The organism is Colwellia maritima (assembly GCF_022669015.1).
Classification (GTDB): domain Bacteria; phylum Pseudomonadota; class Gammaproteobacteria; order Enterobacterales; family Alteromonadaceae; genus Colwellia; species Colwellia maritima.
The window spans coordinates 1,461,627-1,486,970 of the sequence record NZ_JAKKSL010000001.1; the positions used below are offsets into that span (position 1 = coordinate 1,461,627).

Here is a 25,344-nt window from a genome sequence, read left to right on the forward strand (position 1 = left end):
AGGTAAATTTAATTATATTATTTATTAGTAAACACCAAAGAGTTCAGCTTGTAGCCAACGCCCCAAACAGTTTGAATTATCTGAGGATCTGCACAGTTTTCTTCTAATTTATTTCGCAAGCGGTTTATGTGTGAATTTACCGTGTGTTCATAACCACTGTGGTTGTATCCCCAAACACCATCAAGCAACTGAGAACGAGAAAAAACTTGATCAGGGTTTTTACATAAATAATCAAGTAACTCGAATTCGGTAGAGGTTAAATTAATGGCCGTGTCTTTGTACGTCACTTGGTGATAACGGGCATCAACTAATAATTTACCTATACACGTACTGCTTTTTTCTTGCCGGTTATTATTGCTGTTTTGCTTCGTTTCTTCTGCACTATTTCTTTGTGTAAACGCATGAACTCGACGTAATTGTGTGCGGACCCTGGCTTGCATTTCTCTGATACTAAAGGGCTTGGTCATATAATCGTCAGCCCCAAGTTCAAGACCGAGTATCCGGTCTGTTTCAGATGTTTTTGACGTCAGCATTAAGATGGCTTGTAACGGTTTTTCTTGACGAATTTGACGACAAATATCTAAGCCATTAATACCCGGTAACATGACATCTAGCATCACCAACTGATAATTTTGCTTCAGCGCTTGTTCAAGTCCTTGTTGTCCATGACAACAGATATCGCTATCAATATCTAACTCAGATAAATGCACCTGAATTAGATTGGCAATATCGAATTCATCTTCAACAATTAAAACTTTGTCTTTCATAGTTTGGCCAGTTAGTTGAACAACAAAGCTGAACTAACCCACTGGCCAAATTCAGCTTACTTTGTTCGTGTTATTGTTAATTTTATCGCAGGGTTATCAAAACGATGTGCCTGTGTTAAAACCGAGCTAGATAATCCGTCATCTTGACTGACAACACCCGAGTGGTAAGCAACAAAGTCAACATCGTCACGAGCTTCGTCAAAACCAACGCCGCCATCAGCAGGTCCTGGAATACTTCCCATCATTTCAGTATTAGCTTCTGTACCCGCATCGTAAACGGCTAAGTTCCACGATGTGGAGTCATCAATTGCCATTGTTGAAATATCTATACCAGTTAGACCCGAGAAAGCGTCATTTGTATTCACTAACATGGTCGCGGCAGTAAAATAAGTTGCATTACGGTCTGATGTTGTTATTTCAACGGTGCTTTCTGTGCCCGGTAAAACCACGCCATCACCAGATTTTGCGGCAAGTGCAGCGCTGTCTGCAATAAAATCTGCGTTATCACCACCTTCAGCTAATTTTTCTAAGGCAACTGAAGATGTTTCACCTACCATCCACATTTTACTGTCAGCATGTAGAGTAACGGCAAGTGGAGACAGTGGTTGTGCGTAAGTTAAATTAGTGAGTGTAACTGTATAGCTATATTCTGCCGGAGGCTCAGGTGTAGGCGTTACAACTGATGTGTCATTATCACTGCCACAAGCAGATAACGTTAGTAACAATGCGGTTGCTAACAGTGTTTTACGCTTAGTCGCTAACTTACTGTTAGCAACACGCAAAGTTTTTATATTTTTTAAAGAAAGGCTCAACATGATTTGCTCCTTATTGAATAGTCACGGTTAATTTAGCAACAGGGTTTAACCAACGGTGAATACTGTTGTTTAAATCACTTTGCCCGCCATCTGACATATCATCACCTAAGTTGCCACGGTGTATATGAATCATGGTATTACTTTCTGTGTCGGTAACGCCTGTACCATTGCTGCCCGCATCGCCACCAGGCGCTGCCGGAATACCTAATACACCGGGAGCACCACCACCATTGACAACTTCATTATTGGCTTCAGTTCCTGCATCATAAGCATTTAGCATAATAGTGTATGTGCCTGCCTCTGTTGGAATTTTCCAACTATCTAAACCAACGAAACCATCGTTTGAAGGAAGCACCATGGTGGTCATAGATAAATGAGTGTTGGTCGCATCATTGGTTAAAGTGTAACTCGTTGACATACCTGGTGCTAATAAACCACTTGTCGGGTTTTCGTTAACATTGGCATCGGCATTAGATAACATACTAGATAACCCTGAAATATCGCCGCCTTCAGCCATCGCTTGTAACTCGGGTGTTGCAGCAGTACCAACCATAAAAATATGGTTATCACTTGCATGTGCTGCTGTAATCACAGGAGTAAAATGTAAACCTTGTGTTAAGTTAGTCACCGTAATCGCTAAGTCTTGAGCCATAGCACTTGAGCTAGCAAAAACTATTGCGCTAGCACTTAGTAAAGTAGTGATGTTTTTAGTTGTTGTTTTCATGACAGTGTATACCTTCTTTTAAATTGTAAATTTCGATTTGTTTTAGAATTCAAGAGCAAGTATGCGGGGAAGTTGTTGCGACAAGATCACGGACTTATCACAGTTTGATTACTTAACTATCACGAAACTATCACAGCGGATTTATGCCTAAAAAGAGCAGCGAAAAATAGCGAAAGAATTAATCACGGAATAATGAACCGAATGACTTAGCGCAAAAATGAATCATGGGGGGTTAGTTGCAAAGGCAATTGCTAACTTTAAAATGACAATTTTGTCATACTTGTTGCGATTCCTATGAATCAGGTGAGATACTCTTCTGGGCTACCTAAGGACCAAACTCAATGAAGATATTGCTTGTTGAAGATGAACAAAAAATTGCTGACTTTATCTGTGAAGGTCTGCGGACAAAAAATTTTATAGTTACCCATTGTGCTGATGGTAATCAAGGTTACGAGGTAGCGAGTAAAAACACTTTTGATATTATCATTCTTGATATTATGCTTCCGGGTCGTGAAGGATTAGATATTCTCCGTTCTCTTCGTCAAATGGGAAACGATACACCCATCATTCTTCTTACTGCCCGTAATGAACTTGGTGATCGCATTCAAGGATTAGAAATGGGGGCTGACGATTACTTAGCAAAACCTTTTTATGTAGAAGAATTAAATGCGCGTATGCAGGCACTACTAAGACGACATGCCGGAACACAGCAGCATATGGTTGAAGTCGGTTCGTTGCAACTCGACTGTATTAATCGCAGTATCAATTGTCAGGGTCAATCTATTGAACTCACCAGTCGTGAATTTAGTTTGCCGGAATATCTGATGCGTTCTCCAAATAAAGTCTTAACACGCGGGCAGTTGTTGGAGCATGTTTGGGGCTACGATTTTGATCCCTGTACCAATGTGGTAGATGTCTGTATTAAGCGTATTCGCCGTAAACTTACCTCATTAGAAAGTGCAGGTAAAATGGTAGGAGCTATAGAGTCAGTTCGTGGTACAGGTTACCGTTTAAGTCCACGCTAAGGCGATTAAATGAATTTTCGTACTCGTATTTTTTCTATCTCTATCTTAACGGTAAGTGCTGTACTCGCGCTTGTGATCAGCTTGAGTTGGTCACGAATTATGAAAGTGGAACTTGAACGCATTGATGTCCGTCTTTGTATGGAAGAAAAACGTATAATGGACTTTCATTTACGTAAAGAACGTCGTGGAAATAATCCATTGAGTGACTTTCCCATGTCAAGTAACGCAGTTAATTCTGATGATTGGCTTATTAATGATTTAATGCAGAAATTACGCATTAATTCCGCTAGTCAACTGATGATATTCGTTGAATCGAATAAGTCTGGTGTATTGACGCAATCTGAAGGTGTAGACGTTCAAGCAGTCGTAAGTACGTTAAACAGTGAGAGTGAAGAGCAATTAGCCTCAGCGGATAGAAATGGGGCGACGGTGTTATGTCATCTTGTTTTCTTTGAGCATAATAAAAGCCAATGGCGAGCAAGTTTTTATCATACAGCCCAAGCACAAAGCTTTATTGCTGTTGACGTTTCTGCAACCACTTACCAACTAAAAAGTACCTTGCGAGAGGCGCTTATCGTTGTTATCCCTTTTTCTTTATTACTTTGTATTCTTGGTGCATGGTTTATTGCAACTAATACCATACGGCCGATAAATCGCTTACAAAAGGCGATGAATATGGTGACCCAAAAAGATCTTAGCCATCGTTTGCCTGAACATAAAGCTGACAAAGAATTTAAAATGTTAATTGATGCGTACAATACAATGTTGGATCGACTTGAGGATAGTTTTCAGCAAATTTCTCGCTTTACTGCTGATGCAGCTCATGAACTGAAAACACCACTGACAGTGTTAAGAGGCAAACTTGAGCAAGCCGTTATGAATGAAGATACCGCACAATTAGATCTCAATGCTATTCTGGATGAAGTAGGACATCTATCCGCTATTACTCGAAAATTACTATTGCTGTCACAGGCTGATGCGGGTTCGTTGGCACTACATCTTGAAACAATAAATATAACTAATTTATTAGAGCAATTAACCGCAGATATGGAGTTATTGTCGGATGAGCTAGTGCTACATTGCTCTATTGAACAGGCATTAATAACCAAAGCAGATAATGTACTACTAAGGCAGTTGTTAAATAATTTGCTCGTCAATGTGGTGCGTTATAGCCTTCATGATAAAAGTGTGACTATCCAAGCGAAGCAAAATGAATTCCAAATAGATGTGTTAATTAGTAACTTTTGTCTGCCTATGTCTGATGACGTGAGAGGGCAACTATTCGAACGTTTTTATCGGGGAGATCCAGTACATATGCAAGGTATATCAGGTAGTGGTCTTGGATTAAGTTTAGCGCGAGAAATTGCTAGGGCTCATGGTGGCGATCTCACGATTGAACCCAGTGATAAAAATGTATTTGCTATCAGGTTATTATTACCAACCGTTAAATGACAAGATTGTCATCCATTGCTAAACACTAATCGTTAGACTAGGGTAACTTATAAATAGCTTACCTTAATTGCTAAAGAGATTAGTCATGAATATCAAAAATATTGTTTCCCCTATTTCGAATATTCCTGAATCAGAACGTGTTTCAGCTGAGATCCTACGAAAATATATGCGTGGTTTGGTATTAGATTCAGACTCGTTAATCGTTAGTTTTGAACGCAGTTGTCAGTCGCCTCCAAAATCTGATTTTAAGCAGAAAGATCGCCAAAGAGAAGAAAGACTTTCCCCTTCAATATTGCCATTGTGTGAGTAAACTACAAAAGATTGAGAGATTAATATGATGAAAAATTTGAAAAAAATATGGCTATTATTACTGGTTGCCCTCGTGATCACAGCCGGTGTTGTCTACAAATATAGTAGGGCAGCTCAGAGTCAGAATGTTTTCATCACCGATGTAGTAAAACGAGGCAATATCGAAAGTGTCGTACTCACTAATGGTGTGCTATATCCCTCAAAGTTAGTCAGTGTCGGGGCTCAAGTGTCAGGTTTAATAGAAAAAATTAATGTTCAATTAGGGGACGAAATAACGCAAGGTGATTTAATTGCTCAAATTGATAATTTGACCCAACAAAATGCTTTAAAAGAAGCTGAAGCATTACTTAAAAGTGTTAATGCTCAAATTAAAGCTAAACAAGCTCAAATTAAAGCCGCAAAGTCTGAATTTGCACGTATTAAAGAAATGTTGTTGCAAAATGCTAGCTCGCAATCAAACTATGACACAGCTGAATCTGTACTGGCAATTGCGCTAGCAGAATTAGAACAATTAAATGCCGAAAAGGAAAAATTGATTATCAGTGTCGATAACGCGAAAGTTAATCTGGGTTATACCCTGATTGAGTCGCCTATCGACGGTACCGTCATTTACGTATCTGTTGAAAAGGGACAAACGGTAAATAACAATCAAGGTACGCCAAGTATTATTGAGCTAGCACAACTGGATGTTATGACCATTAAGGCACAGGTTTCTGAAGCAGATATTATTAACGTGAGTGCCGGGCAGAAAGCTTATTTCACTATTTTGGGGGCAAAAGGTAAAAAATATCGAGGGGTAATACGTGCAATAGAGCCAGGACCAACCTTATTAAGCGGCGATGATAGTACGTTGAAAATAGGTGACGATGAAGCTATTTACTACAATGCGCTATTTGATGTTGAAAACCCTGATAGGTTATTGCGTTTTGGCATGACAACACAAGTATCTATTATTCTGGAAAATGCAGAAGATGTTTTGCTTGTACCATCACAAGTTTTACTGAAAAAGTCAGGTACAAAAGCCACCTATCAGGTGTTAGTAAAAAATGGCGAACATGCTGAATATAGAGAAGTAGACGTTGGCATTAATAATAAAATAAATGCGCAAATACTATCAGGGCTTAATGAGGGTGATGAGATTGTTTTAAGTCAATCTTCAAGTAATAATGAAAAAGCTTCCGCTAGTGCTATAAGTACTTCTATGGGAGGGCTCACCGGAAATAATATACCTAGGCAAGGTGGCCCTGGTAGGGGGTTTAACTAATGACTGAAGCACTTATCAATATTATTGGGGTAAGTCGTAGTTTTGCAGCCGGTGATGAGGATCTCACCGTGCTTAATAAGGTTAACCTTCAAATTCAACGTGGTGAAATGATCGCAATTATCGGCGCATCTGGCTCAGGAAAATCGACTCTCATGAACATTCTTGGCTGCCTCGATAAACCAAGTAAAGGTAGTTATTTTATTAATGGTCAAGACACCTCGACTATGGATGAGGATGAATTAGCCGCATTACGACGCGAATACTTTGGCTTTATTTTTCAGCGCTATCATTTACTGAGTGATTTAAATGCACTTGAAAATGTAGAAGTTCCGGCATTATATGCTAATGAGAGTAAGCACGTTCGAGAAATAAAAGCGAAAAATTTACTTACCCGCCTAGGCTTGGGAGATCGTTTAGATCATAAACCAAACCAAACTTAGCGGCGGTCAACAGCAACGAGTAAGTGTCGCTAGAGCTTTAGTAAATGGTGGCGATGTTATTCTGGCAGATGAACCTACCGGGGCATTAGATAGCAGCAGTAGTGAAGAGATGATGAAATTGCTCCAAGAACTACACAACGATGGTCACACCATTATTTTGGTTACCCACGATCCTAATATTGCCGCCTTTGCTGATCGTGTTATTGAAATAAAAGACGGTGAAATAATTAGTGATAAAGCTAGTTGCCAAGCAACAAAAAACAAGAAAACGAGTAACGTTGAGCAAGATGATTCCCCCTTTGCAATTGAACGTAAAGCTTCCGTGAGTAAAAAACAAAAAGTAAAACTAAGTATTAATTGGTCACGTTATTTTGAAGCATTAAAAATGGCGCTTATTGGCATGTCGAATAACCGCTTACGTACTTTTCTTACCATGCTTGGTATCATAATAGGTATTGCCTCTGTGGTGTCAGTGGTAGCACTAGGTGCCGGTTCACAACAATCCATTATGGATAATATTGCGTCAATGGGGACCAATACCATAGAAATAAAACCGGGAACCGGTAGAGGAGATCGCCGTTCTGGGCGAGTTCGCTCACTTACCGCGGATGATGCTAACTCACTTAAAACATTACCTTTTGTGGATAGTGTTACTCCAACAGTTAGGGCGAATGTTGCTATTCGCTATTCTAGCGAAACAGTTACTGGTTCTGTTCAAGGTGTTGGTACTGAGTATTTTCGTGTACGGGGTTACAGCTTGGCACAAGGACAATACTTTGGTGAAGACAGCGTAGATGCATTGGAACAAGTTGCGGTAATCGACGCTAATACTGAAGAAGAGCTTTTCCCCGAGGGTGATGCGCGGGTAATGTTATCTTTCTAGGTCGACTTCCGGTACGTGTAATTGGCGTGACAAAGCCAATTGAAAGTGTGTCTGATAATAATGATGATTTAAATGTTTGGTTACCTTATACCACAGTATCTGGGCGAATATTTAGACAAAATTATGTGAGTGATATCACGGTCAGAATCGATGAAAATGTATCGAGTGAGGTAGCAGAACAAGGGATTATTAGTTTACTGACTATGCGTCATGGCATTGTTGACTTTTTTACTATCAACACAGATACCATACGAAAAAGTATAGAAAAAACATCTGAAACTATGACACTGCTAATTTCTGCCATTGCTTTTATTTCTTTACTTGTTGGAGGGATAGGTGTGATGAATATCATGTTGGTTTCAGTTACTGAGCGAACAAAGGAGATAGGTATACGTATAGCTGTTGGAGCTAGGCAAATGGATATTATGCGCCAGTTTTTGATTGAAGCTGTGTTAGTTTGCTTCTGTGGTGGCGCACTCGGCATCGGATTAGCCTATTTTGTTGGTGTCGTTTTTATCTACACCGGCAGCAACTTTCAAATGATATATTCAAGTACGTCGATCATTGCCGCTTTTGCTTGCTCAACTCTAATTGGTATTTTATTTGGCTATCTTCCTGCTCGTAATGCAGCGAAATTGAATCCTATTGATGCGCTGTCAAGGGATTAGAGAATTTGATGAGTGGTGATTTATAATGTAACATTTTTTAAATTTTGGAATGATTCTTTTCGTATTGAAGTATACTAGAGTTAGACTTTAGGGAGAGGACTTAATACTAATTAAGTCCTTTAAAGGACAATGAGCAGTTGGTATTTTCTCGTTTCTCACACATGGTTGCCAACTATAATTTTACGCTTATGTGAGCGTTAGTAACAATCAAGAGTATTCATGGAATACTTTTAATTTAGTAATAAGGACATTGATGAAACATATTTTATTAACCCTGAGTATATTAGTGCTAACCGCTTGTGGAGGTGGGGGTAATGACGAAAAATCTTCAGAAACTGATGACTTAGTCGTCGATACGGGGATATATACCTTACAAAACATTAGGTTTGATGCAAAAGATTATTATGAGGGGGAGCAGGTTACGGTTACCGAAGGTACTAGTTTTGAAGTTCAATGGGTTTCCCCCACTGCAGCCCCTTATAGAATAGAATTATATTTATCGACTAACGGTGAAGTATATTCTGACAATAATAAAATAGTAGAGCTTAAATGTGGTAACGCTTCTTTTTCTCTTTGCCCCAATGCAACGGGTGAAGTTCAATGTGGAATTGATGATAATAGTTTATCTTGCGCTATTAAAAGTGATTTTTTAGGCAGTGAATCATTTCAGAATAATGATCTATCAAGCCTAAAATTTATCATAAGAGGTTGTGATGCCCTTAATAATTGTGATGTAAAAACGTTTGAACTTTCGATACAAACCAATACTGAAAACACAGCTACTTAACGCCCTTCCTTAACTCAAACATACTCCCTAAAAATTCCCTTTATTTATAAATCGAACACTGGTGCTAGGAATTGATAGGGAGTTTCAACGTAAAGCATGCACCCGACAACTTATTACTATTGCTTGCTGTGATGGTGCCATGATGCCAGTCGGTTACTTTAACACAAATAGCTAACCCTAGGCCAAAATGGCCTTGCTCACGTGAGCGCTCTGCTTCAAGCTTAACAAAGGGCGTGAAAATAACATCAAGCTTGTCGTTTGCAATCCCTTTACCGTCATCTTCTATTGTTAAGATGAGTGCTTTGTCGTGACAACTCAAGCTTAATAAAACTTGTTTGTTGGCAAAACCAATAGCATTACTAATTAAATTAACTAACGCGCGGGAGCACCAGTGATAATCAAGGGAATAGTGAATGGTTGAAGTTGTTGATACTAACTTTACTGAAACGTGTTTTTGACGTGCTAACATTTCACAGTCGGTAATGGCTGAATTTATCAGCGCATTGATGTCAGTGGTTTGTTTGTTCAGTTGAAAGGCTTGGCGTTCCATTGAAGCGTATTCAAGAAAAGCACTGGTCATTTCTTCCATATTGGTTAACTCGCTATCCATACGCGTGAGGTAACTATCTTTCTTCTCTAAGGTTTTACTCTCTAAAGCAGCTTCTAAACCAAAACGTAAGCAAGCAATAGGGGTGCGAATATCATGGGATAAACTACGGGCTAGTATTTTATTGTCGGCCACTAATTTTTCAATTTGACTGGCCATATTGTTAAAACTTTTTTCTAACATTTTTATGTAGGAAAAACGGCGGGTGCAATGCGAATATTTAACTGGCCCTCGCCAATTTTTGCCGCGGCATTGTTCAATAAAAATAATCTTCTAGTTAACGGAAAAACCCATAAAAGTACGATGGCACAAATGCCAATGTATAAGGCTATGGTTAGTACGTAGTGAAAGGGAAATTTGGTTCTCTTCTTGTTCTAAAGGGAAATTCAGTTGCAGGATATAGGTCGGATGCTGTGTAAGTTTGCGTAACAGGTATTGATCATTTTGTGAGGCAAGGAGTAGGGTACCATCATTTTCAAGTTGAGCTAACAAAGTGCTCGGCAAGGCAATATCAGCCGTTAACACTAAATGACTAGTGATTTGGTATTGCTGCTGAAATTGGTTTACGGTTGTAGTCAGTACTTTTTCTGGGAGAACATTCAGTTGTTGTGCTAAACCTTGTGATAACTGGTGATAGAGTAGGGTTAATGGATTCTCTTGATTGTTTTCTGGACCTGAGTCAGCATGTTCAGCGAGTTTATCTAATCCCCAACCAACAAAAAAAAGTGAACCTAGCACCGTAAAAGTAATACTTAGGTAAAGACCGCGCATGGTTAGTCTTCTTGCTTATTAATAGATTTAATTTTTGTTACTTGACTATCTTTGCCCCAAGCGTCGCTCACAAATAAATAACCTTTTCCCCATACGGTTTTAAATTTCTTAGGTTTTTGAGGATCATCGTTAAACAATTTTCGTAAACTCGATAACATAACGTCAAAACGCCTGTCTTGACCGTCATACTCGCGTTTTTTGAGTACTTTGAATACTGAATCCCTATCAACAACACTACCGGCTCGCTCTGCTAAAAAGGTTAAAAAAGCAAATAAACTCGAAGAGAGTTCAATTTCTTGATCAAAATACGTGACACGTTTAGCTTCTTGGTTAATCGTTAGTTCGCCAAAAGTAATGATATTGCTTGATGAGGTTTCCTGCTGTTGGTTTGATAACTGCCGAGTGATCCTAGCCAGTAAAGCTCTCGGTCTAACGGGTTTAATAACATAATCGTCAGCACCGCCTTCAAGCCCTATTACTTCATCATACTCGTCCGCTCTGGCGGTTAACATCATAATAGGGACTTGGCAGTGTTGGCGAATAAGACGGCATACCTCAATTCCATTTAAGCCTGGTAACATGACATCAAGCAGTACTAAATCGATTGTCTGTGCTTTAATTTTATTGAGTACAAGATCACCCCGAGCGAGATGAATAACCGTAAAGTTTTGCTCGGTTAGAAATTCACTAACCCAATTGGCTAAACTGATATCGTCTTCAACTAATAAAATAGTACTCATCGTATTACCTTTGCAATCATCATTAAAATAAGCGCCAATGACGTCTTCGTGTGGTGTTTTTATGTAACCAACTAACCACCACTTTGGTTTGTGCAACTAAGCGATCACCTTGCTGAGTACGTAGTTGGTAAATAATGGTTTCACTCGATTCAAACTCAATATTTATTTGACCTTGGTGGTTGTTTTCCCAACATTTTAATTGTCTTCTTTGGTCGTTTAGCTTTTTATTGACTTGATAAAGACACAACGACTGCGGCATTGTTTTTTGCCATTGTACTTTAATCGTGGCAAAGCAATCTCGTCCTTGACGTAAAGTAACGCATTGTTGCGGTTGAAGCCTTAATTCAATATTGTCGTTAACCACCGGGTTTTTTGTTGCAGTTGATAGAGGAATATAAGACATTAAGGTTATATTAAAAAGCAGCACAATCCTTTTGCTGACATTAGAATACATACAGTACCCCAACCATTAATTGGGTTAACTGACTCTTATCCACTAAAGGGCTTTTCTTTATTTTGTTATTGTAAAAGCTCTGCGTGATGCTCGTGTTTAAAAACCGGCTTTGAGATAATGGATATTGTGCGTAAACTTCTAGTTGCCCTCTAAAACCCCCATCAGCTTCATATAAGGGACGGTTATTAGTCACTTCAGCCTCATTTACACCAATATAATAATCAACAATGTCTTGCTCATAATAGGTCAGCCCTGCGCCAAGATATATGTCCCAGTTACGATACGGTAATAAATAGCTATAAAAACTATCGATAATTATCCCTTTTGCAGCCTCCCTTTCATTATTTCCTGCAGCCCGCGCGGTGGCAAGATCGACATAAAATACAGAGTTTTCAAAAAAATGAGAATAACGTAAGGCAATACCACCGGTAGGTTCACGATCAGCTAGCCCTGATAATTGGGGAATATCTTGTTCTTGATTTTTGATAATGCCTGCAGGATTGTATCCTTGAATATAAGCCTTAAGAATAACATCAAGCTGCCAGTCTTTTTGAACCGTAATTTGATAGCCAAATTCGCCACCACCTATTATGGTAGAAGAGCGCCTTGAGTTAGTTTGTAAGAAAAACCCATTATAGGAAATATCTAGCAGTAAACCTAATTGTAAATAATCCCAAGGTTGTGTCTGTTTTACATCAGCTAAAATTACTTGGGTGTCTACAAGAGAAAGGTCTGCCATAAACTGCCATTGAAAATCATCTTTGACAATGGGCGCATTAGTACCAGATGTATTAATGCTATTCTCTTGGCTAGCATCACTTGTACTTGCTAGCGTTAAGTAAAAAAGCCCGAAAAGAAAGGTGTAAAAAGGCTTTATACTGAGCATGTTGGTAGTCTTGATAAACATAAGATAGCATGAGAGTGAGTAACAAAGAGGTTGATATGTTATCACACTGTCATGATATTCTTTTCATTTCATAGCGTTGAAATTGTTTAAAAAATGTAAAATAAGGCTAACGTTGTTTGTCAATCCTCACGGTATCATTGGCGAGATAGATCATTCTGACTTTGTCTTCAGCATGAAAAACCATACTTTTATCAAAATCTTGAATTACCATAAACTGCTCGCCAGTATCGATTTTAATCATCAACTCAACTAAGCGAAGCATAATTTTTTTAGGTTGTTGATGACGGTCATTAGCCATTGAACTGCCAATAATAGCGCCTAAAATAGTGGTAATATCTTTGCCACTACCGCCGCCAAATTGATTGCCGATTACACCACCAATCAGTGCGCCGCCAAATGTATGCCGACCATTATTACTATCTTTTATTAGCTCTTCATGGTTAATGTTACGTACAGAAACGACACTACCGAACAATACCTTTTCAACTGGTACGGCTTTATTTCTATCATAATCGGCGTAGGCATTTTTCGTGTTACCAAACACCAAAAATACGGTCAAAATCATCAACACTTTCATAGAGAATTTTTTCATAATAATTCCTACCAACTAATATATTCTTTACCTTTGGTTTTGCGGATTTCAGTTTCATCCGCCCATTCTACTAAGCCACTTTGTAAATCCATTAAGCGAAGAGTAAATTTATAATATACATCAGATTTATCTTTATTTGATTTTACAATGCTAGCGAGGTTGCCATACAACATATATTGCGCGCCCACTTGCTTACCAAAGGCTACTGCTTTACTCGCATCAACCATGCCACTGTTTTGTTGAAAATCCATTTGTTCTCGTGCTGCGGCAACGCGGCCCATATCGACAAAACGAAATTTTCCTGAGCGTAATAGTTTAGTTGAAATAGAGTCAGTGATTGATTCAGTATCAATATGTTCACTGGTTTTATTTTTAATACTTTCAACAAACATGATGGGACGGGTGTTGGCTGTTAAAGTGCCAACAACAGGCGATTGTAATAAAGAGTCAGTCATTTGCCCTGCGACAGTTTGTAAATCGGTTGAACCAAAATTAATATCGTTGGTCTCTACTGCCGTTGCATCACCGTAACGTACAACCGATTTATTGGTACATCCGCCTAGCGCGATAATTACTAAACTGATACTGGTTGCTAAAACTAATTTATTCATAAGTTTGTCCTTATTCTATGCAATAGAAATTAAAATTTAAAAACTTTTCAGGTACTTCACGTACATAAAGGCTAAATGTTGTTACTTGTGTTGAAGGTGCTAAGCCTGCCACTGTGATGGTTTGCATGCCGTGTAATTCAAGGGGGTGCCAAGGACTTTTGCCTGCTTCAATAATAAATCCGTCTTGATCAAACCATTGAAATTGATATTGCAATTGCTGTGATTTATTATAACGACTGGTAAGGCTTAAGTTGATGGCTAATAACTCATTATTAGTCCGAGATTTAATATCACTAATATGTAGTTTTTCGCCAAGTTTCTGATTGTCTACTTGCAGATACTTAGCATATTCTTGCCCTGGTGCCCTTTGACCACTACCAATGCCAGAGGTCACTGGTGGCACGTTTTTACAACCAATAATAACGAATGTTAAGCAGAGTATAATGACCATAATGCTGTGATGTTTGTTCATGATGACGCTCCTGTTTTTATATAATTAATTTATACATAAGCTATAAATTAAGTGATTGATGTTCAACATAATTACCTATGGCTGTTAGCCTAACTAAGGTGGTTTTATTGGCATTAATTGTAACGTTCAATGGTTGATTTATGCCATTAATATTGAGCGCTAGTTGGTGTTTACCCGCGTCTAGACTGACTTTTAAAATATGAATACTGTCGGGTAACGTGCTCCGGCTGCGAGTGTCGGCCTTTTCTGTAGCCATATTATAGATCTTTGGCAAAAATATTGCCGATATCGCCACCTTTACGTGCTATTTGTTGTCTTATTTGCTCTTTCGCAACTAAACGGACTACTTGCTTGGTTACTATACTCGCGAGTTGATCTTTTAATTGTTTTGCTGCTAATGACTGTAATCGCACTACCTCTTCCGATTGATAGTTTTTTCCCTGATAGTTAATGACTAAAGGGGGTATTCAGGTAAATAATTTTGATAGATAGGTACTGCAATACTGTAAAAGCGCATGTCATTACGGCTAGTGTAAATAGGTAAGTTTAATGAAAGCTCTTGTTTCGGTGCCACTATGCCATTTTCAACGAGAATAACCACTTGCCCTTGATTTTTTGTCTTCGTCTGAATACTGTCTGAGTTAACTTGGGTGACATCTCGCGCTAAGCTATTTTTAAACTGGTTTACGTCGTCCGTCATTTGCAAAGCATTCGCTAAACGCCACACATCGTGTTGCAAGTAATGGTTGTTAGGATAAATTTCTAACGCTTTTTTATAGTCTATATAGGCATCATTAGGTTGCCTTGACTGCTTCATAAAGCAGAGCAGATAAATAGAAGGTATAAGCATTTTGAAAACCATTTTTAACCTGGCCTATTGCCTCATTCATAGCAGGGTATTGGTTTGCTAAACCATTCATACTAACCCCTTGTTCTGTCATTTCCTTTTCACTGCGGTAAATAGCTTTAGCGTGCTCTTTTAAGGCTTGCTGCTGAACTAAATTGGCGCGTCTTATTTCAACTAAGGCGGCAGACAAGTCTTGTTGCGCTAAATAATTCAAAGCTTGGTAGCTATTTAGCATGCTCTGCTCGTATAGCGGAATATCATAACGGGTGGCATTGTCGTTACTCAATACGGCAGTAACATTTTCAACGCCTCTACTCAGCTCTATTTTGGCTGCCTGTTGAGTTTGCTGAATAAGCGAATAAACCTGTGCAAAGTCTTTTTGGCTTTGTGCATGGTTATTCGATAAATATTCTAAACGAGCTTTTTCAAGCAGGCTTAATCCATAACTTGCACTCGAATTACTACGCGGAGGAATTAATTTTATGGCTGCTTGAAAATCCCCTTGTTTTAGTGCTTCTTTTACGCCCTGCATCTGCTGATTATAATTGTTAAATAAATCACTGAATGAAGTTGTACTACAAGCACTAAGCAAGGTCGTAATAAGAATAACTAGACAGTTTTTAACAAAGTTTTTATACATAAGTATAGCTTATCTTTTTTATGCTATTTAGCAAGTTGGTTTGTGTATAGAAATGTAAATCAATTGCCTAAGTTATTTAACAAAAAGGTGCGCCGTTACTTGTTGTTATGTATTACTTATCGATAGGTTAAAGTTACTATTAACCTATCGATGTTTAACTGCTTAATAGTTAAAAAGTCATTTTTAAGCCAACATAAGGAAAAATACCAATATCCTCTTCGCCGCTGACTGTATACTTAGTTGGGCTGTCGTCATCTTCAGGCTCATAGTAATAACCTGAAATGTTTTTTTGTGCGAGCGCGTTAATGACGGCAAAAGTCCATTGTGCGTCGTATCCCCAGTATTGTGTTTTATAATTAGCCTCTAAATCTAAGCGATGATACACAGGCAAATTTTTTGAATTAACTTCACCATAGTTTGCTAAGAAATGGTCATCATAATCAGGATTTTCTCGCAGTCCGGTGATTGGAGTATATTTAGCACCGCTTCGTAGGGTAAAACGTAAACCAAAATCCCAACGTTCGTTTAATTCATAATTGCCTACCACATTGGCAACCAGAGGCGTATCAAGATAATAGTCACTGGTTACCTTGGTTATATCATCAGTGCGGTCACTTTCAGACCAACTTAAAGATGCCTTGACCAAACCTGACCATTTTGACGTTCTCGTCTTACTAGCCATTCTATTCCGTGGGCAGAGCCAGAAGTGTCTGCGGTGTAATGTAAATCTTCGCCAGTAGTTGAATTAATAGTCAGCTCGTCTGTAGAACGAGGTAAAGCGCTTAGAGATTTATGATAAATATCGATGGAAGTAAACCACAAATCATTCACATCATATTCAAAAGCAAGCGAATAATGTGTTGCTTTAGGTGATTTGATTTTGGGATTACCAAGCTTTTTAATCGCGGTATCAACATCAGGAAAGCGACTGTAGGTGCCGGCTTTTGCTTTAATGGTTAAGTTATCACTGGCTAACCAGTTCAGCGAAAAACGTGGGTGGATAAAGCTTTGTTCGGTATAGTCATTACGTTCCCCTCGTACCCCTAAAATCAGTTTCCAGTTACTATTTATATCCCAGGTTTCGTCTAGATAAACGGCGATGTTTTGATCTGTGAGCGAGGAAGTATCTTGAATACGTTCGCTTTTATGTAGATTACAGTCGCTATCAAACTCAGTACAGTAGTACGGAATAAGATCGAAGCTGTAATCTACGTCTGTTTTGCTGTAATCAATACCAAAACCTAGCTTATGATCACTAAGCCAAGCTAGTTGATAAAAAAATCTAAGATCGTAGCTTTCTTTTTTAACATCTGCAAATTGTCCCTGGCCAAATTGCTCTTTTGTTTTGTCAGCATTATGGCCAAAGATTAGATGCATCATTTTGTGATCATTACCGTAATATTGCCATGAAATATTTTGGGCATCAAAGCGGTTGGTGATTTTTAAATCACCAACCGAATCTGGATCAATACGGCCAGTTTCTGAGTTTTCAGAAATATTAATACCACCTGTATCACTTGCCCCTGAAGCACTAAAAGTAAGCTTGTGGGCATCGCCAATAAGCCATTGATACTTTGCTTGGTAGTCATCACTGATCGGTGCTTTAAAAATAGTGTAACCTTCATCTTCTTCGCCTTCCGGTAAAAATAAATGAATTTGGCTGCGACGATAAGATAGATAAAATGCTGAGTTTTCGGTAACTGAACCCTCGGCCATAACACTGCTTTTTAACATGCTTAAATCTAGGGTGGTTTCAATGTCTTGATGGCGAGGATCTCTAAGTTTTACGTCAAATACCCCGCCTGTTGCATTGCCGTATGAACTGCCAAATGCAGCGGGGTTTAAGTTAAAGTCTCTAACCAAATTTTCATTGAAAATACTGTCACCAAATAGATGAAAAATGTAACCGGCGGGCATATCATCAATATAAAAAGCGTTGTCATCAGGAGATGAACCGCGTACTGCGGGTGAGCCAGTATCGCCTCCAAAGATAGACAATACCAGGTAAGCTATAAATAGCGCTGAGTGGATCATTACCAATTCCGGCAACGCTCATTAGCTGCTCTGTTTCTGTACTCATTTCACTATTTGCTTGGTTGCGTCTGCCTATAACCTGAATTATTTCTTGGCGATGATTGTCGTTGATATTGTTATCTAATGTGTTACCACTTTTAGGTAACACATTAAGATTGGTAGTAGCAGTGTTTTTTTGAAGTTGAGTGGCCGATAAAGCAGGAGTAGCATACAAACTATATAGAATGGCGCTAGCTAACATGCTTAAAGATACTTTGTTTATTCCTGTTAATGTCATGATGATTCCTGTCGTGTTGACTTTTTAGTTTTATGACGTTAATTATGGGAATTATGAGTGTTTAAATCAGTGACCTAAATGTGCAAAAACTGTCGGGATTTGTGAGAATTTGTAATATAACCAGAGTTTGATTTACTAGCTGCTTGTTTACAAACACTGTAAATAATTGATAACACATTGAAAAAATCTGTCTTGGTGGCGCAGAACAAAAACTTGATCTTGATCACAAAATAATTTGTTTCTCATATTAGAGTAACCGCTATATAACTTTATATAAGTGATGAGAAAAACAATGTCTTATGAAATGAATTTTGGTAAAGCCTACAATGATCAATTACCTACATTGGGTGACACTATGACCAAGGTAATCCGTTTTTTTGGTGGTAAACATATTTATGGGGTCGGTGGTGATTTTGCCGCGAACATTATAGCAGCATTGGATGAAACCATTGATATTTGTCCATCAAGTAATGAAATGCATGCGGGTTTCTCAGCTTGTGCTCAAGCAGAAATTGATGGTATGGGTTTTTGTTTGACCACTTATATGGTCGGTAGCCTACCTTGTACAAGTGCGGCGGCTTTAGCCGTAACAGAAAGCTTGCCTGTTGTCTTTATTTCAGGTGCACAAAGAGAAAGCGAAGTGAATCAGTTAGCGCTTCACCATACTATTCATCCTAACGCATCATGGAAAGCCGAGTATGACAATGCTTTAAAAGCTTTTTCTGCCTTGGGTGTACGTGTGGAAAGGCTACAAGGGCAGCGGCTTGCCGGCCATCCAAATCTTGCCGGTCAACGTTTTTATCAATTAGTAGCACAAGCCTATAAAAACAAACAACCTGTATTTATTGAAGTACCTCGTGATCAAGTGTTTGCTAAAACTCAGCCAATTCAGTTGCCTGCCAATAAAATGGATGTTTGTTGTGGTGGTAATATACTTACCGGTAGTTCGCTGATTGTAGATGCTATTGTGAGTAGGCTTGAACAAGCGAAAAAACCATTGATATATATTGGTGATGGTCTTAAACATAACGATCAACTTAAACAACTTATTATGCAGTTTGCGAATAAATTTAATATTCCTTATGCAACATCATGGTTTGCCAAAGGGCTGTTTGATGAATATGCCCCCTTGAGTTTGGGCTCATACAATGGTGTGTTCACGCAAACATGTGGTAGGGCTTATATTGACAATGAAGTAGATTATATTATTGATGTGGCTACTAGCATTATTGCTCAAGATAGTAATGTTGCTTTTGCTACAGGCACGCATAAAGTAGAAACTTTTGAGAATAAAACGATACTTAAAGGTGGGGATAGATTTGAAAAAGATTTAATTGAGGTGTTTGAGCAGTTATTAACGCGCGATATTAGTGTTTTTGATTTTACAATTAATCAACAAGATAAGCTGCCAATTCCGTTCGATGATCTTATTGATTTTAACAACCTTGCTGATACCTTAAACGAAATTCAAGCACAACAGAGCATGCCCTTGGTATATTTACCTGAAGTGGGTAACTCATATTTTGCCAGTTATAGCTTAAAAGTGAGAGGCTCGATCTTAGGACGCTCATGGTTAACCAATCCTTGGTATGGTGCAATGGGCACTGCGCTACCCTATGCACGAGTAGTTGCTCAGCGGTTAAAAGAACAACAGGCTATTGATGCAAACAGGCAAGAACGCGCTGTGGTCATTGTTGGCGATGGTGGCTTTCATTTTCAGCTAAATGAGTTAATACATTTTTTAAAAGATAAATCAGATGTCACCATTATTTATATGCGTAATAATATTTTTCACTTAGGTAAAAATGGCGACGGTAAAATTTATCACTGTAATGATGAGAAATTCGATGTACATTCTCTCGTTGCGGCTTATCAAGGGCATTCTAAAACCTGTACTACAGTTGCCGACTTTACAGCGTGTTTTGTCGAGTTTCAGCAATGTACTGGTGTCTCTTTGATTGAAGTGTTAGCGGATCCTGTTGAGTCAAAACAAAGTAATGAAATGAGGCTACTTAATTTATATATTAAAGCTAAAAATGGTCAGCCTGAGGCTATTGCACAGTGGTCAGCGTTAACAGAATAACGTAAATTATTATTAATAAAAAAATCCGGCAACAGCCGGATTTTTTTATTTTAAAAATTAATTGAAAATAATCAATTATTCAACAATATCCATTTCGTTAATTAAGTTAGTTGCACCGTCAACATGTTCCATTACCCATAGCATGTAACGAATATCAACGTGAATTGAGCGATTTAGCTTAGTGTCGTAATCCCAATCACCTATAATACTTTCATAAACACCATCAAATACTAATCCAACAAATTCTGCTTTGTCGTTCAGTGTTGGTGAACCTGAATTACCGCCAGTAATATCTAAGGTGCCTAGGTAATTAACAGGAACTGAGCCAATTGATTTTTTAGCATACTCACCATATTGTTTATTCTTTATTAAATCAAGTTGCTTCTTCGGAGCATTAAACGGTGCAATACCAGTGTTTTTAGCAACAATACCTTCTAGTGTAGTATAAGGTGTCGCTGTTAAGCCATCTTGTGGTGAGTAACCTTTAACATTACCGTAAGTTATACGTAGTGTGCTATTAGCATCCGCGTAAACGGGTAAGTTATTATCGTTAAAATAAGCAATTAATGCTTGCATATATTTAGGGCGATAAGTTTGGATGTTGCCTGCCAATTCATTCGATTTGTCTTCAATTGCCTTACGCTCTTCAAAACTTGCTACTGCTAACTGAATAAATGGGTCGTTACTTTTTTCAAAGTCGTTAACGTCTTTATCCATCCAAGCTAAGCGTTGTTTTTGAGAGTTTAATTGCGTTTTTTTGTACATTTTCGCTAATTGTTTACGCAACTTTTTCTCATTAAAGTTGTCGACTGTGCTTTTGCTTAAACCAAAAAACTCATCAATTGATTTTACACGGTCATTTTTTGGTAGAGCTACGTAGTGGGTCAACATAGCTACTATGATCTCTTGATCTATATCCGCATCATAGCGGCGATCAAGGGCTTTCATGTTTTGTTCAAAACGTGTGATGTCACGTGCTTGATAACCACTTTCACGTTCAAGGTTTGGTTTTTGTTTTTCTACGGCTAATCTATGTAATTTGTACGCAGTGGTTAACATTTTATTGTAGCGTAAATAGCCTAAAATTAAATCACGTGCTTGGTGACTATTATCCATTTTAAGTAATTCGTTTAAACCATTTAATGCTTTACCGTATTTGGCTTTACGTTGTGCATCGCTGTTCAACCAATTTGTTAAATTTACTTCTAGTGTTTGTTTACGAGTTTGAAAACTACCTTTTTTATAGCTGTGGATCATTGAACCATAGTTTTTAGCATAATTTGCTAAACCGGCAAGCGTACTTTCATACTTAATGCGTGCTTCACTGCCTTCTTCGGAATGTTGATGAATAAGATCAATGATTTCTTCACGGTAAGCCTTTGCTTGTGGATAAGTCCAAGTAAATTGATTCTCTACTTCATAGGCTGTTCTATAGCGATTTGTTCTTCCTGGGTAGCCTAGCACCATGATGTAGTCACCTTCATCCACACTGCTTTTGTTTACTTTTAAATGATGCTTAGGATGGTAAGGAACGTTGTTTTCACTATAATCGGCAGGTTGACCATCTTTACCTACGTAAGCACGGTAAAAACCGTAATCGCCCGTATGGCGGGGCCACATCCAGTTATCAATGTCGCCACCATACTTACCTATACTGCTTGCAGGCGCATGTACTAAACGTACATCACGAATAGTTAGTTGTTTAAATAAATAATACTCAAGACCACCATGAAAATTAACCACACTACACCGATATCTATCATCATTTTCGCATTCGGCGACTAAGGTTTTTGAATTTTTATCAATAGCCTTATAACGATCTGTTCCAGACATTGTTTTTGTTAACCCTGCGTTAACTAGGGCAGTGACTTCGTTAATTTCTTCTGTCACATAAATACGGCTGCCAGGTGTTCTTGGTAATTCTTCCTTAAATGATTTCGCGAGAAAACCATTTTCAAGTAAGTTATTCTCTTCGGTAGAGTTATATTGTACTGAGCCATAAACACAATGGTGGTTAGTCGCTACCAAACCTTGGTCTGAAACAAATGAGGCAGTACAGCCGCCAAGGCTAACAATTGCTCCCATAGGAAAGCCCGTTAAATCAGTTAAATTTTTCGGATTTAAGGCGAGTCCTGCTTTTGTTAATTGGGTGGCTATTGTGGGTAATTGATTGGGTTGCCACATACCTTCATCGGCTAATGCTGTATTAGCTGCTAGGGTTGTAAGCATAAATGATAAAGCGAGTTTTTTCATAATAGAGTCATCTCAATTGTTACCGTGTTGTTACTTTGTTGTTAATTAAACCAGTTTGCTTGAGTATATATGTACAGTCAAGCAGACTATGCCAATTACATTTTTTTAGTGTAGAATAGTGTCAATATTATTGTACTTAACCTGAACTCGGTTTAAGATCTGATTAACCTGTTGAAAATAAACATTAAAATTTTAGTTCACTTCTAGGCGCTAGAAGAACATTTATTAAGTCGAGCTGAGATTACTTATACATTTTACTTGTATTGTGAGACAACACTGAAATGACCACACTTAGAAAACAAAATGAATCAAACTTAGTGCATGCTTTTAAGCAGCTACTAAAGGGGCAATGTTATGGCTCGCAGGGACAGTTAGCGCAAGCATTATCAGCTCAAGGCTTTGAAAATATGTCACAAGCCAAGATATCACGTTTGTTATCTAAGCTAGGCGCGGTTAAAACGCGTAATGCAAATAATGAGATGATTTATATATTGCCAGACGAGCCGGCAGTACCCAAATCAAAACATTCAATAGAATCAGTAGTATTAAGTGTTAAACATAACGGCATGCAAATTATATTAAAAACGGGAATTGGTGGTGCACCATTAATTTCACGAATGCTTGATAGTATGGGCGATTCAGCCGGAATTTTAGGTACGTTAGCGGGTGATGATACTATTTTTATTGCCCCCGTATCGGCTGATCGTATTGAAGAAATAGCACAATCAATTCGAGAATTATTGGGTGTAAAAGTCAGCCAATAACTGCCTTGTGATTATTACCTGTGATTATTGAATGTGATTATTGAATGTGACAGTAAAGCGTTTTTTACCCACATAATGTTTGAATTTTATTAACATAGGTCAAAGTATTAATTATCACGTTTGTTAGAATGCTGTGATTCAAGCAATCAACTCAATGAGTCGATTGATAGCTATTTTAACAGGAACTTTTCAATGACTTCTATCCCTGAATTTATGACCAATAAACATCGTGAATGCGATGATTTTTTTACTAAAGCCGAAGCGGCTGTTGCAAAAGATGATTGGTCATTAGCGCTTGGCCATTGGCAGCAATTTGCCTCAGAGTTGTCTAAACATTTTGATCAAGAAGAAGAGGTATTATTTCCTAAATTTGAGCAAGCAACGGGTATGACATCAGGACCTACACAAGTGATGCGCATGGAACATCAACAAATGCGGGCACTAGTGCAAGATTTAGACAATGCTTTAGCTGCAAAAGAAAAAAACGACTTCCTAGGTTTTGGTGAAACGCTAATGGTTATGATGCAACAGCATAATATGAAAGAAGAAATGATGCTTTATCCTATGATGGCACAAAATATTGCCGAGGGTGAACAAATTATTAAATCATTTCAAAACAATTGATTTTGTTGTAAGTGAGTGAATCAAGTTTGCAATTTGTCTCAGTAGATGTGAGTGATTTAGCACCACCAGAGCCAATGAAGGTAATAATAGAGCAATTAGCCAAATTAACAGTTCATGAGTGTTTATTGGTAAAGCATCGGCGACAACCTTTCCCTCTGTATGAAAAACTTCAGGCAGCGGGATTTTCATACCACACAGTGGTACATGCACAAGATGCTATAGATTTGTATATTTTTCATCTGAGTTCTCAGCATGTATTTAATGAATTGCTAAAAAATAATGCGTTAAAAAAGACATAAATTTATGAATATGAATGGTCTTTCTTTTAATGGTTTACCCCCCATTGAATTACCTTTTCGATTTTTCATTAGCGCGCCGATTTTTGCTATTGTTTGTGCGTTATTAATACTGTTTTCGGGCGAAACTATGTGGGCAAGTCGATGGCATCCTAGTATGTTGGCACTTACTCACGGCTTTACTTTAGGTATTGTCACGATGGTGATGATGGGGGCGTTATTGCAACTCTTACCCGTTATTGGTGGTGTGGGTATTGCTAGGCCTCGGAAAATTGTTTTTGTTTGTCATAGTGCTTTCGTTCTAGGTACCTTGTGTTTAATGGCAAATTTTATTTGGTCAAGTTCAACGTTAACGGTAATTTCTATCCTACTATTGGTGATCGGGTTAGGTCTCTATATTGCCGCCGTTGCTTTTGTGCTATTAAAAAAACTGAGTCAAGGCGAATCAATTGTTGGTTTTCGTTTTGCTATCATATCTTTATTTTTTGTCATGTTGTTAGGTGTTTTAATGCTTAACTTATCATTGCCAACCGCGATAAATATATCCTCATTGAGTACAAGTGTCGGCCGAAAATCGCTAACAAATACTCATGGTTTAATAGGTTTGGTGGGTTGGGCTAGTTTGATGATTATCTCAGTTAGTTTTCAAGTAATACCCATGTTTCATGTTGCCCCAAGTTTTCCCAAAGTTATTAGTAGTTATTTACCGACAGTGATATTTGTTTTACTAATTCTACTGATCTTTAAACCAACAATAATTATCTCGTTAATAATGCTAATTCACGGTGTGTTCGCATTAAGCTTATTATTTATTGTGTCAAAGCGAAAACGTAAAATACCAGATAATACTATTCGTTATTGGCAGTTCGCGGCTGTCTCGCTAATATTAATGAATGTGTTCTATTTTTTTCCTGAAGCATATTTAGCTGACATCCTTGTTCAAAAGAAGGTTATTTTATTAGCTGCTTTTTATATTTATTTTTATCTTGTTGCTGTGATTCAAGGCATGTTACTAAAAATATTACCTTTTTTAAGCTATACCCACTTACAGCAGCTGTGCTTAACAAACTTTTCTGCGATGCAGTATATTCCCCATATGCATGAGTTTTTAAATAAAAAGCACGGCGAATGGCTTTTTTACTTACATACTATAACGGGGGGATTTTACTCGCTACCATTTTGTTTCCTACTATGTTTTGGTTGCTTTCAATAGTAATTTTGAGCGAATTTTCTTGGTT

Annotated in this window: 29 protein-coding genes and 1 pseudogene; 11 read left to right on the forward strand and 19 right to left on the reverse strand. The window is 38.1% G+C overall.

What is annotated here, in order from left to right; genetic code table 11:
• Positions 1 to 17: 17 nt before the first annotated feature.
• From L3081_RS07185 to L3081_RS07195, 3 genes are read right to left on the reverse strand one after another with little or no spacing between them, the layout of a single operon-like run.
• Positions 18 to 767, reverse strand: a complete 750-nt coding sequence (locus L3081_RS07185; RefSeq protein ID WP_242284487.1) for a response regulator transcription factor — start codon at positions 765 to 767, stop codon at positions 18 to 20.
• Positions 768 to 823: 56 nt separating this feature from the next.
• Complete coding sequence (locus L3081_RS07190) at positions 824 to 1,582, reverse strand: spondin domain-containing protein (protein WP_242284489.1); 759 nt, start codon at positions 1,580 to 1,582, stop codon at positions 824 to 826.
• A gap of 10 nt (positions 1,583 to 1,592) precedes the next feature.
• Positions 1,593 to 2,306, reverse strand: a complete 714-nt coding sequence (locus tag L3081_RS07195; protein WP_242284490.1) for a spondin domain-containing protein — start codon at positions 2,304 to 2,306, stop codon at positions 1,593 to 1,595.
• A gap of 341 nt (positions 2,307 to 2,647) precedes the next feature.
• Between L3081_RS07195 and L3081_RS07200 the strand changes: the two genes are divergently transcribed.
• The 6 genes and pseudogenes from L3081_RS07200 (at position 2,648) to L3081_RS07225 (ending at position 9,134) form a co-directional block, all read left to right on the forward strand.
• Positions 2,648 to 3,331 carry a response regulator transcription factor gene (locus L3081_RS07200; protein ID WP_242284492.1) on the forward strand — a complete coding sequence of 228 codons (684 nt, stop codon included), beginning with the start codon at positions 2,648 to 2,650 and terminating at the stop codon, positions 3,329 to 3,331.
• Positions 3,332 to 3,340: 9 nt separating this feature from the next.
• Positions 3,341 to 4,783 (forward strand): ATP-binding protein, encoded by a 1,443-nt coding sequence (locus L3081_RS07205; protein ID WP_242284494.1) that lies wholly within the window; start codon positions 3,341 to 3,343, stop codon positions 4,781 to 4,783.
• Between the two features lie 85 nt (positions 4,784 to 4,868).
• On the forward strand, positions 4,869 to 5,093 hold the full coding sequence (locus L3081_RS07210) for a hypothetical protein (protein ID WP_242284496.1): 225 nt from the start codon (positions 4,869 to 4,871) through the stop codon (positions 5,091 to 5,093).
• Positions 5,094 to 5,117: 24 nt separating this feature from the next.
• Entirely contained in the window at positions 5,118 to 6,356 is a 1,239-nt protein-coding gene (locus L3081_RS07215) for an efflux RND transporter periplasmic adaptor subunit (RefSeq protein ID WP_242284497.1), read from the forward strand.
• Positions 6,356 to 8,347, forward strand: a pseudogene (locus L3081_RS07220) (MacB family efflux pump subunit). The gene L3081_RS07215 and the pseudogene L3081_RS07220 overlap by 1 nt, the downstream one beginning before the upstream one ends.
• 253 nt (positions 8,348 to 8,600) lie before the next feature.
• Complete coding sequence (locus L3081_RS07225) at positions 8,601 to 9,134, forward strand: hypothetical protein (protein WP_242284499.1); 534 nt, start codon at positions 8,601 to 8,603, stop codon at positions 9,132 to 9,134.
• A 64-nt stretch (positions 9,135 to 9,198) separates the two neighbouring features.
• Here the strand turns inward: L3081_RS07225 and L3081_RS07230 are convergent, their stop codons facing one another.
• From L3081_RS07230 to L3081_RS07300, 15 genes are all read right to left on the reverse strand, one after another.
• Positions 9,199 to 9,900 carry a sensor histidine kinase gene (locus L3081_RS07230; RefSeq protein WP_242284501.1) on the reverse strand — a complete coding sequence of 234 codons (702 nt, stop codon included), beginning with the start codon at positions 9,898 to 9,900 and terminating at the stop codon, positions 9,199 to 9,201.
• Positions 9,901 to 10,014: 114 nt separating this feature from the next.
• The gene (locus L3081_RS07235; protein ID WP_242284503.1) at positions 10,015 to 10,512 is read right to left on the reverse strand and encodes a hypothetical protein; all 498 of its coding nucleotides are present in this window, start codon (positions 10,510 to 10,512) and stop codon (positions 10,015 to 10,017) included.
• Between the two features lie 2 nt (positions 10,513 to 10,514).
• Positions 10,515 to 11,252 (reverse strand): response regulator, encoded by a 738-nt coding sequence (locus L3081_RS07240; RefSeq protein ID WP_242284505.1) that lies wholly within the window; start codon positions 11,250 to 11,252, stop codon positions 10,515 to 10,517.
• Between the two features lie 22 nt (positions 11,253 to 11,274).
• Positions 11,275 to 11,655, reverse strand: a complete 381-nt coding sequence (locus L3081_RS07245; RefSeq protein ID WP_242284507.1) for a DUF3019 domain-containing protein — start codon at positions 11,653 to 11,655, stop codon at positions 11,275 to 11,277.
• 40 nt (positions 11,656 to 11,695) lie between these two features.
• On the reverse strand, positions 11,696 to 12,592 hold the full coding sequence (locus L3081_RS07250; protein WP_242284508.1) for a MipA/OmpV family protein: 897 nt from the start codon (positions 12,590 to 12,592) through the stop codon (positions 11,696 to 11,698).
• 127 nt (positions 12,593 to 12,719) lie between these two features.
• Positions 12,720 to 13,190 carry an outer membrane lipoprotein gene (locus tag L3081_RS07255; RefSeq protein WP_242285634.1) on the reverse strand — a complete coding sequence of 157 codons (471 nt, stop codon included), beginning with the start codon at positions 13,188 to 13,190 and terminating at the stop codon, positions 12,720 to 12,722.
• Between the two features lie 23 nt (positions 13,191 to 13,213).
• A complete protein-coding gene (gene lpoB / locus L3081_RS07260; protein WP_242284511.1) occupies positions 13,214 to 13,816 on the reverse strand; it encodes a penicillin-binding protein activator LpoB in 603 nt (200 codons plus the stop codon).
• A gap of 10 nt (positions 13,817 to 13,826) precedes the next feature.
• Positions 13,827 to 14,288: a YcfL family putative periplasmic lipoprotein gene (locus L3081_RS07265; RefSeq protein ID WP_242284513.1), complete on the reverse strand. Its 462-nt coding sequence runs from the start codon at positions 14,286 to 14,288 to the stop codon at positions 13,827 to 13,829.
• 40 nt (positions 14,289 to 14,328) lie between these two features.
• On the reverse strand, positions 14,329 to 14,544 hold the full coding sequence (locus tag L3081_RS07270) for a hypothetical protein (protein WP_242284514.1): 216 nt from the start codon (positions 14,542 to 14,544) through the stop codon (positions 14,329 to 14,331).
• A gap of 1 nt (position 14,545) precedes the next feature.
• Positions 14,546 to 14,701 carry a hypothetical protein gene (locus L3081_RS07275; RefSeq protein WP_242284516.1) on the reverse strand — a complete coding sequence of 52 codons (156 nt, stop codon included), beginning with the start codon at positions 14,699 to 14,701 and terminating at the stop codon, positions 14,546 to 14,548.
• Between the two features lie 41 nt (positions 14,702 to 14,742).
• Positions 14,743 to 15,105 carry a COG3014 family protein gene (locus L3081_RS07280; RefSeq protein ID WP_242284517.1) on the reverse strand — a complete coding sequence of 121 codons (363 nt, stop codon included), beginning with the start codon at positions 15,103 to 15,105 and terminating at the stop codon, positions 14,743 to 14,745.
• Positions 15,083 to 15,775 (reverse strand): COG3014 family protein, encoded by a 693-nt coding sequence (locus L3081_RS07285; RefSeq protein WP_242284520.1) that lies wholly within the window; start codon positions 15,773 to 15,775, stop codon positions 15,083 to 15,085. Before L3081_RS07285 ends, L3081_RS07280 begins: the two co-directional genes overlap by 23 nt.
• A 169-nt stretch (positions 15,776 to 15,944) precedes the next feature.
• Entirely contained in the window at positions 15,945 to 16,457 is a 513-nt protein-coding gene (locus L3081_RS07290) for a hypothetical protein (protein WP_242284522.1), read from the reverse strand.
• Positions 16,403 to 17,773 carry a TonB-dependent receptor domain-containing protein gene (locus L3081_RS07295; protein WP_242284524.1) on the reverse strand — a complete coding sequence of 457 codons (1,371 nt, stop codon included), beginning with the start codon at positions 17,771 to 17,773 and terminating at the stop codon, positions 16,403 to 16,405. The genes L3081_RS07290 and L3081_RS07295 overlap by 55 nt, the downstream gene beginning before the upstream one ends.
• The gene (locus L3081_RS07300) at positions 17,718 to 18,086 is read right to left on the reverse strand and encodes a hypothetical protein (RefSeq protein WP_242284525.1); all 369 of its coding nucleotides are present in this window, start codon (positions 18,084 to 18,086) and stop codon (positions 17,718 to 17,720) included. Before L3081_RS07300 ends, L3081_RS07295 begins: the two co-directional genes overlap by 56 nt.
• 292 nt (positions 18,087 to 18,378) lie before the next feature.
• Here L3081_RS07300 and L3081_RS07305 point away from each other — a divergent pair, with 292 nt between their 5' ends.
• The gene (locus L3081_RS07305; protein WP_242284527.1) at positions 18,379 to 20,169 is read left to right on the forward strand and encodes a thiamine pyrophosphate-dependent enzyme; all 1,791 of its coding nucleotides are present in this window, start codon (positions 18,379 to 18,381) and stop codon (positions 20,167 to 20,169) included.
• A gap of 75 nt (positions 20,170 to 20,244) precedes the next feature.
• Here L3081_RS07305 and L3081_RS07310 read toward each other — a convergent pair whose 3' ends face one another.
• Positions 20,245 to 22,422, reverse strand: coding sequence for a S46 family peptidase (locus tag L3081_RS07310; protein WP_242284529.1), 2,178 nt, complete (start codon positions 22,420 to 22,422; stop codon positions 20,245 to 20,247).
• A gap of 281 nt (positions 22,423 to 22,703) precedes the next feature.
• Between L3081_RS07310 and argR the strand changes: the two genes are divergently transcribed.
• The 4 genes from argR (at position 22,704) to L3081_RS07330 (ending at position 25,319) form a co-directional block, all read left to right on the forward strand.
• Positions 22,704 to 23,186, forward strand: a complete 483-nt coding sequence (gene argR / locus L3081_RS07315; protein ID WP_242284531.1) for a transcriptional regulator ArgR — start codon at positions 22,704 to 22,706, stop codon at positions 23,184 to 23,186.
• A 192-nt stretch (positions 23,187 to 23,378) separates the two neighbouring features.
• Positions 23,379 to 23,810 (forward strand): hemerythrin domain-containing protein, encoded by a 432-nt coding sequence (locus tag L3081_RS07320; protein ID WP_242284533.1) that lies wholly within the window; start codon positions 23,379 to 23,381, stop codon positions 23,808 to 23,810.
• 26 nt (positions 23,811 to 23,836) lie between these two features.
• Positions 23,837 to 24,109 carry a DUF2249 domain-containing protein gene (locus L3081_RS07325; RefSeq protein ID WP_242284534.1) on the forward strand — a complete coding sequence of 91 codons (273 nt, stop codon included), beginning with the start codon at positions 23,837 to 23,839 and terminating at the stop codon, positions 24,107 to 24,109.
• Between the two features lie 4 nt (positions 24,110 to 24,113).
• Positions 24,114 to 25,319 (forward strand): hypothetical protein, encoded by a 1,206-nt coding sequence (locus L3081_RS07330; protein WP_242284536.1) that lies wholly within the window; start codon positions 24,114 to 24,116, stop codon positions 25,317 to 25,319.
• Positions 25,320 to 25,344: the final 25 nt, after the last annotated feature.

Bases quoted from the DNA above. Each gene is read 5' to 3' on its own strand.
- L3081_RS07230 (WP_242284501.1), bottom strand. From the start codon at position 9,900: ATGGCCAGTCAAATTGAAAAATTAGTGGCCGACAATAAAATACTAGCC.
- argR (WP_242284531.1), top strand. From the start codon at position 22,704: ATGACCACACTTAGAAAACAAAATGAATCAAACTTAGTGCATGCTTTT.
- L3081_RS07235 (WP_242284503.1), bottom strand. From the start codon at position 10,512: ATGCGCGGTCTTTACCTAAGTATTACTTTTACGGTGCTAGGTTCACTT.
- L3081_RS07185 (WP_242284487.1), bottom strand. From the start codon at position 767: ATGAAAGACAAAGTTTTAATTGTTGAAGATGAATTCGATATTGCCAAT.
- L3081_RS07250 (WP_242284508.1), bottom strand. From the start codon at position 12,592: ATGCTCAGTATAAAGCCTTTTTACACCTTTCTTTTCGGGCTTTTTTAC.
- L3081_RS07205 (WP_242284494.1), top strand. From the start codon at position 3,341: ATGAATTTTCGTACTCGTATTTTTTCTATCTCTATCTTAACGGTAAGT.
- L3081_RS07215 (WP_242284497.1), top strand. From the start codon at position 5,118: ATGATGAAAAATTTGAAAAAAATATGGCTATTATTACTGGTTGCCCTC.
- L3081_RS07280 (WP_242284517.1), bottom strand. From the start codon at position 15,105: ATGAAGCAGTCAAGGCAACCTAATGATGCCTATATAGACTATAAAAAA.
- L3081_RS07255 (WP_242285634.1), bottom strand. From the start codon at position 13,190: ATGAAAGTGTTGATGATTTTGACCGTATTTTTGGTGTTTGGTAACACG.
- L3081_RS07245 (WP_242284507.1), bottom strand. From the start codon at position 11,655: ATGTCTTATATTCCTCTATCAACTGCAACAAAAAACCCGGTGGTTAAC.
- L3081_RS07270 (WP_242284514.1), bottom strand. From the start codon at position 14,544: ATGGCTACAGAAAAGGCCGACACTCGCAGCCGGAGCACGTTACCCGAC.
- L3081_RS07190 (WP_242284489.1), bottom strand. From the start codon at position 1,582: ATGTTGAGCCTTTCTTTAAAAAATATAAAAACTTTGCGTGTTGCTAAC.
- L3081_RS07300 (WP_242284525.1), bottom strand. From the start codon at position 18,086: ATGACATTAACAGGAATAAACAAAGTATCTTTAAGCATGTTAGCTAGC.
- L3081_RS07240 (WP_242284505.1), bottom strand. From the start codon at position 11,252: ATGAGTACTATTTTATTAGTTGAAGACGATATCAGTTTAGCCAATTGG.
- L3081_RS07330 (WP_242284536.1), top strand. From the start codon at position 24,114: ATGAATATGAATGGTCTTTCTTTTAATGGTTTACCCCCCATTGAATTA.
- L3081_RS07265 (WP_242284513.1), bottom strand. From the start codon at position 14,288: ATGAACAAACATCACAGCATTATGGTCATTATACTCTGCTTAACATTC.
- L3081_RS07200 (WP_242284492.1), top strand. From the start codon at position 2,648: ATGAAGATATTGCTTGTTGAAGATGAACAAAAAATTGCTGACTTTATC.
- L3081_RS07225 (WP_242284499.1), top strand. From the start codon at position 8,601: ATGAAACATATTTTATTAACCCTGAGTATATTAGTGCTAACCGCTTGT.
- lpoB (WP_242284511.1), bottom strand. From the start codon at position 13,816: ATGAATAAATTAGTTTTAGCAACCAGTATCAGTTTAGTAATTATCGCG.
- L3081_RS07310 (WP_242284529.1), bottom strand. From the start codon at position 22,422: ATGAAAAAACTCGCTTTATCATTTATGCTTACAACCCTAGCAGCTAAT.
- L3081_RS07285 (WP_242284520.1), bottom strand. From the start codon at position 15,775: ATGTATAAAAACTTTGTTAAAAACTGTCTAGTTATTCTTATTACGACC.
- L3081_RS07210 (WP_242284496.1), top strand. From the start codon at position 4,869: ATGAATATCAAAAATATTGTTTCCCCTATTTCGAATATTCCTGAATCA.
- L3081_RS07195 (WP_242284490.1), bottom strand. From the start codon at position 2,306: ATGAAAACAACAACTAAAAACATCACTACTTTACTAAGTGCTAGCGCA.
- L3081_RS07305 (WP_242284527.1), top strand. From the start codon at position 18,379: ATGTCTTATGAAATGAATTTTGGTAAAGCCTACAATGATCAATTACCT.
- L3081_RS07290 (WP_242284522.1), bottom strand. From the start codon at position 16,457: ATGGCTAGTAAGACGAGAACGTCAAAATGGTCAGGTTTGGTCAAGGCA.
- L3081_RS07320 (WP_242284533.1), top strand. From the start codon at position 23,379: ATGACTTCTATCCCTGAATTTATGACCAATAAACATCGTGAATGCGAT.